At 70.1% G+C, this 6,098-nt stretch carries 6 protein-coding genes; 3 read left to right on the forward strand and 3 right to left on the reverse strand.

The genetic code is table 11. From position 1 onward, the window contains the following. Positions 1-1,069: Gfo/Idh/MocA family oxidoreductase (locus ABZ260_RS44725; protein ID WP_355630234.1), on the reverse strand; the 1,069-nt coding region annotated here is incomplete at its 3' end. After that, positions 1,062-1,970: a PAC2 family protein gene (locus ABZ260_RS44730; RefSeq protein WP_355630237.1), complete on the reverse strand. Its 909-nt coding sequence runs from the start codon at positions 1,968-1,970 to the stop codon at positions 1,062-1,064. The genes ABZ260_RS44725 and ABZ260_RS44730, both read right to left, overlap by 8 nt. 110 nt (positions 1,971-2,080) lie before the next feature. On the opposite strand from ABZ260_RS44730, the gene ABZ260_RS44735 reads away from it, so the two are divergent. Further along, positions 2,081-2,236: a hypothetical protein gene (locus ABZ260_RS44735; RefSeq protein WP_355630240.1), complete on the forward strand. Its 156-nt coding sequence runs from the start codon at positions 2,081-2,083 to the stop codon at positions 2,234-2,236. Positions 2,237-2,535: 299 nt separating this feature from the next. Then, the gene (locus tag ABZ260_RS44740) at positions 2,536-3,525 is read left to right on the forward strand and encodes a 4-epi-cubebol synthase (RefSeq protein ID WP_355630243.1); all 990 of its coding nucleotides are present in this window, start codon (positions 2,536-2,538) and stop codon (positions 3,523-3,525) included. Between the two features lies 1 nt (position 3,526). Here ABZ260_RS44740 and ABZ260_RS44745 read toward each other — a convergent pair whose 3' ends face one another. Next, positions 3,527-5,641 (reverse strand): ATPase, encoded by a 2,115-nt coding sequence (locus tag ABZ260_RS44745; RefSeq protein ID WP_355630246.1) that lies wholly within the window; start codon positions 5,639-5,641, stop codon positions 3,527-3,529. Positions 5,642-5,808: 167 nt separating this feature from the next. Between ABZ260_RS44745 and ABZ260_RS44750 the strand changes: the two genes are divergently transcribed. Further along, positions 5,809-5,991, forward strand: coding sequence for a hypothetical protein (locus tag ABZ260_RS44750; protein ID WP_355630248.1), 183 nt, complete (start codon positions 5,809-5,811; stop codon positions 5,989-5,991). The last annotated feature ends 107 nt before the right edge of the window (positions 5,992-6,098 follow it).

Raw genomic sequence — 6,098 nt, forward strand, 5'->3', positions numbered from 1 at the left:
GTTCACTGTAGGGAGGAAACCTTGGTCGTACGCCTACGGCACCCGCGACGGCGGCCGCATGGTCGCGATCAACGACAACGGCGACCGGGCAGGTGTCCTCGGGGTCGACCGGTGGTGGAGCGCCCTGGCGCAGACTGGCGGCCACGGCCCGGTAGAACCCGGCGTAGGCGCCGGGTTCGGTGGGGACGACGCGGTTGTCGTCGTCGGTACCGAGGGTGCCCCACCGCTCCGGAGGCTCCGCACCGAAGCCGGGAGAGGCGGGGGTGAGACCGGCGCGCAACTGCTCCTCCTGCACGTCCAGCCCGTACTTCAGGTAGCCCGCCCGCGAGCCGAGCACCCGGAAGCGGGGGCCGAGCCGGGGAGTGACCGCGCCGGCCCACAGGTGGGAACGGGCCCCGCTCGAGTGGGAGAGGGCGATGAAGGTGTCGTCGTCGGCGTTCACCCCCGGGCGCCGCACGTCCGACTCGGCGTAGACGTCGACGACCGGGCCGAGCAGGCGCAGAGCCTGGTCGACCAGGTGGCTGCCGAGGTCGTAGAGCAGCCCGGCGACCTCGTCGGTGCCGCCCGTCTCGCGCCAGCCGCCCTTCGGCACCGGCCGCCAGCGCTCGAAGCGCGACTCCAGCCGGGTGATCTCGCCGAGCTCGCCCGCCGAGACCAGCCGCCCGAGCGTCAGGAAGTCGCCGTCCCAGCGCCGGTTCTGGAACACGGTCAGCATCAGGCCCCTCGCACGCGCCAGCTCCACCAGGCCGCGCGCCTGTCCGGCGGTCGCGGCCAGCGGCTTGTCCACCACGACCGGCAGGCCGGCCTTCAGGGCGGCCTCCGCCAGCGGAACGTGGGTGCGGTTGGGGGAGGCGATCACGACCAGGTCGACCGGGTCGGCGCCGTCCCACAGGGCGGCGGCGTCGCCGACCACCCGCGCGCCGTACTTACCCGAGGCCTCGGCGGCCCGGCCGGGATCACCGGTGACCACCGCGGACAGCCGCATGCCGGGGGTCGCGGTGATCAGCGGGGCATGGAAGAACGCCCCCGCCACCCCGTACCCGACGAGGCCGACGCGCAGCTCAGTCACCGCGATGCTCGTCGCGTTCGGCCAGGAACGCCTCGAACTGGGCGGCGAGCTCGTCGCCGGTCGGCATATCCGTGGACTCGGCCATCAGGCTCTCGCGCTCGGAGCCCGCGGCGAACGCGTCGTACTGCTGTTCCAGGCCGGTGATGGCGGTGGACAGCTCCTGGGAGGCCTCGATCTGCTCGGCGATCTCGGCGTCGGTCTTCCCGGCGGCCTCGCGCAGGCCGTCCAGCGGGAACACCAGCCCGGTGTTCTTGGTGACCGCCTCCAGCGCGGTCACCGCGGCCGAGGGGTATTCGGCCTGCGCCAGGTAGTGCGGAACGTGCACGGCGTAGCCGAGGGCGTCGTGCCCCTTGGCGCCGAGCCGGAACTCGATCAGCGCGGTCACGCTGCCGGGCACCTGGACCTTGCCGAAGGCGCTGGTCTGACCGGCGACGAGCTCGGGCCGGCTGGCGTGTCCGGTGACGCCCAGCGGGCGGGTGTGCGGGACGGCCATCGGGATGCCGTGGAAGGTCACCAGCCTGCCGACACCCAGCCGGGTGACCAGCGTTTCGACCGCAGAGGTGAACAGCTCCCACTCGCGGTCCGGCTCTGGGCCGCTGAGCAGCAGGAACGGTGTGTCCGTGCTGTCCTGGACGAGGCGCAGCGTGATCTCGGGGCTCTCCACGGACACCCAGCGGTCACTGTCGAAGGTCATGGTGGGCCGCCGGGAGCGGTAGTCGAGCAGGCGGTCCACGTCAAAGGTCGCCACGACCCGGTGCTCCAGCTCGTCGAGCAGATGGGTGATGGCGAGCCGTCCGGCGCCACCGGCGTCCACGAACCCGTCGAAGTGGTAGAGCAGCACCGGATCGGTCAGCTCAGGGACGTCTCCGCTGAGCCGGTAGAGATCCGTCGGGTCGAACACCGTTTTCCAGCCTTTCGTCGATCGTCTCTTCAGCTCAACCCACGGGGGGTCCGCTGAATTCCGGATGCCCTCGGCGGTCACAGGCACCCTATCGGGGCACAATGGGTCACATGCAGCCTGACCCTGAGCTTGAGGAGTTCGCAACCCGTCTGTTCGACCTGGCGAGAGCCGGTGAGACGGAGACGCTCGGTGCCTATGCCGAGGCCGGGGTGCCGGCCGACCTCACCAACGACAAGGGTGACACGCTGCCGATGCTCGCCGCCTGACACGGCCACGCCGAAACGGTCCGGGCACTCGCCTCGCTGGGCGCCGACCCGGGCAGGGCCGGCGACCGGGGACGGACGCCGCCGGCGGGCGCGGTCTTCGAGAAGGAGCCCGACGTGATCAGGACGCTCCTGCCGGCCGGTGCCGACCCGGATGCCGGAACTCCCTCGGCGACGGACGCGGCCCGGATGTTCGGCCAGGACGAATACCGGAAATAGTTCGGGCATTAACCTGAAAATTGCGATATCCAGGTGTTTACCGATGTATAGGAAAACTATCGCCCTTCGGCCATCCTGGAGGAGTGGGAACTACTACTACGCGTAGGTCAGGCCTACCACTTCGCGTCCCCCCGTTACCCTGCCCCTTTCCCAGCGAGGTCAGCCCCCATGTCGAAAGGGTCAACGCCGAGACCCTCGACTGGCTGGTGGACACGGGCATCCTGGATGATGCCGAGACCGTGGAGCGCTATCGGCGGGCGAAGTACGGCTGGCTGGGGGCCCGTACGTACCCCTACGCCGAGCACCACACGCTCCGCCTGGTGACCGACTGGTGCGTGTGGCTGTTCGCCTTCGACGACGCCTTCTGCGAGTCGGGCCGCGGCGCAGGCGAGATAACCCGCGCCCTGCCCCGGCTGTTCACCGTCCTCGACGACCTGGAGGCCGGGCAGGAGGTCGACGACGTCTTCGCCAGGACGCTCCTGGAGATCAAGGGCAGGATCGCCAGGTACGGAGACGACGACCAGCTCGACCGCTGGCGCTCCGTTACCAAGGACTACCTCTTCGCCCAGGTGTGGGAGGCCGCCAACTGCGAGGCCGACGTGGTTCCGCAGGTGGACGACTACCTCTTCATGCGGCGGCGCACCGGCGCCATGCTCACGGTCTTCGCCCTCATCGACGTCGCGAGCGGACGCGCCCTCACCCCCGAGGAGTGGCGCCACCCCGGCGTCAAGGCGATCACCGAGAGCGCCAACGACGTCGTGGTCTGGGACAACGACCTCATCTCCTACGCCAAGGAGAGCGAGGGCGTCAACTCCCGCAACAACCTGGTGAGCGTGCTCGCCAGGCACCGGGGCTACTCCCGGCAGCAGGCGATGGAGGCGATCGGCGCCATGCGCAACCAGGCCATCGCCGACATGGTGGCGCTGCGCCCCTCCCTTGAGGCGCTCGGCTCCGAGGCGGTGCTCGCCTACGTGCGCGGCCTGGAGTTCTGGATCAGCGGCAGCGTCGACTACTCGCTGACCAGCTCCCGCTACACGACGGCCTGGCAGCAGGGGGGAGAGTCCGCCGGGTGACTCACCCGGAGAGCACCTGACCGTCCTCGTGGTCTCCGAGCGCGAGGACGATCAGCTCCTCCAGGTTCAGCTTCCTGCCCCGGGAGAAGGCCTCCTCGTGTGCCTCGTCGCCGAGGACGCGCCGGCACTCCTTGACGCAGCGGTCGTGTTCGGAGTTGAAGAACGGGGAGCCCATCTGCGGCATCCCGAAGGTCCGCCAGTTGGCCTGACCGCCGCCCATCAGCAGGGAGGCGAGCAGCGGCTGGCCGTCCTCCAGCGCCTGCCTGGCGACCACCTCGATCGCCAGGCCGATGCCGAGCACGTCGTGGAAGTAGCGTTTGAGGCGGAGCGCCTCACGGGCGTTCGACGTGGCCTCGGGCGAACGGCCCATCGCCTGGCACACGCTGGCGAGCGCGTAGATGGCGTACGAGCGCAGCCACAGCTCGCCGCGCTGGGTGCAGACCGCGATGCAGTCGCGCAGCAGCACCTCGGCCTCGGCCGGCTCGTTCTGGATGAGCAGCACCATGGACAGCTCGACGATCGAGGGGAGCAGACCCGGGTTGAGCTCCCGCCCGCTCTTGTGGAACTCGATCGCCACGCCCAGCAGCGCGCTCGCCTTCTGCAGGTCGTTCTGGAGGAAGGCGGCGGTGCCGAGCATCTTGGTGGCCAGGATGACCGCGCCCGAGTCGCCGACCCTGACGGCGTCCGAGCTGCACTGCTCCGCGGCCTCGATGGCACCGCTGATGTTGCCCTGCGCGCTGTTGATGTAGGACAGCACCCAGAGCGCCTTGCACCGCTCGGCGCTCGGCTGGCGAGCCAGCTCCAGGGTCTTCTCCAGATAGAGCCTGCCCTCGCGGGCCAGCCCGCAGGCGACCCACATGAACCACAGGGAGGACAGCAGCTTCAGCCCGGACTGCACCTCGCCGGGAGTGCGCAGGCAGTAGTCGAGCGCGACGCGGATGTTGTCGTGCTCGTGGCGCATCCTGACGTACCAGTAGACCTGGCGGGCGCCCGACCAGGCGTCCTCGCTCCTTGAGGCCAGCTGCAGGTAGTAGTCGCGGTGCTTCTCCCTGATCCGGTCGCGCTCGCCGAGCTTGTCCAGCCACTCCTCGCCGTACTGCCGCAGGGTGTCGATCAGCTGGTAGCGGTGCCCGGACGGCGTGCCGTCGCTCAGCAGGATCGACTTCTCCACCAGGCTGGAGATGAGGTCCATGATGTCCTCTGAGGGGAGACTGTCCCCTGAGCAGACGTAGCGGGCGGCATCGAGCTCGAAGTCTCCCGCGAAGACCGACAGCCGTGCCCACAGGAGCCGCTCGGCCGGCTCGCACAGCTCGTGGCTCCAGCCGATCGCGGCCCGCAGCGTCTGGTGCCTGGGCAGCGCGGTGCGGCTGGCCCCCGCGAGCAGGCTGAACCGGTCGGCCAGCAGGCCGAGGATCTGCTCCACGGAGAGCGCGCGCATCCGGACCGCGGCCAGCTCGATGGCGAGCGGGATGCCGTCGAGACGGCGGCAGAGCTCGGCCACCGGGCCGATGTTGCCCTCGTCCAGCATGAAGTTGGGCACCACCGCACCGGCCCGCGCGACGAAGAGCTGAACCGCCTCGTTGGTGAAGACGTCCTCGCCCGGGGAGTCGCCGGGGACGGCCAGCGGCGGGATGGTGACCGTGTGCTCGCCCCTGGCGTTCAGCGACTGGCGGCTGGTCGCCAGGATGGTCAGGCCCTTGGCGCTGCGGAGCAGGTCCTCGAAGAGCGCGGCGCACGCGTCGACCAGGTGCTCGCAGGTGTCGATGATCAGGAGGATCTCGCGGTCGCCCAGCCACTCGATCAGCGTCTCGTCCGCCGAGCGGGCGGACTGGTCGGCGATCCCGAGGGCCGAGGTGATCGTGTGGCGCACCATCCCCGAGTCCTGGAGGCGGGCCAGGTCGGCGAACCAGACGCCGTCCTTGAACTGGCTGCGCATCAGATGCGCGATCCGCAGGGCGGTGCGTGACTTGCCGACCCCTCCGATGCCGGTCACCGTGACCAGGCGGTGCTCGCCCAACCGCTGCCTGAGCGTGGTGAGCAGCCTGGTGCGCCCCACGAAGCTGGTCAGCTCGTTGGGGAGATTGCCGTCTCGCCGCCATCCTGCTGGCGTTGTCATGGCGCCTCACGGGGGTTGCGGAAACCTGCCCTCGCATCGTACCCGCTGGGCTTTCAGCTGTCCCAGGCGTCGCCAAGCCCCGCCCGCCTTCTCCACGAAGAGACAGGCCCGGCCTGTCTTCTTCGCGGAGCGCGAAGACAGGCCGGGCGGATGGCTAGCATGGGCACGTGACAGTGCTCGAACCCGATGACCTGCGCCCCGATGACCTGCGTCCCGTCGACCTCGCCGACGACGGCCTGCCGGTCCTGCCCGACCAGACCACCGACGACACCGACGTCGGCTGGAGCGAGTGGCGCGAGGCCGACGACGACGCCCGCCTGATCGAGGAGCGCCCCCCGCACTGGGGCTAGGCCCTGTCCCTTGGATCTTTTGCCTACTGCGGTCGCTCAGGCGGCGCCTCGCCGCGTTGTCGTCGGTCACCGCAGCACGCTGCGGCTCCCTCCTCCGCCTTGCGAGA

Origin of the sequence: Streptosporangium sp. NPDC006013, assembly GCF_040614275.1 — a bacterium.
In the GTDB taxonomy this organism is placed as follows: domain Bacteria; phylum Actinomycetota; class Actinomycetes; order Streptosporangiales; family Streptosporangiaceae; genus Streptosporangium.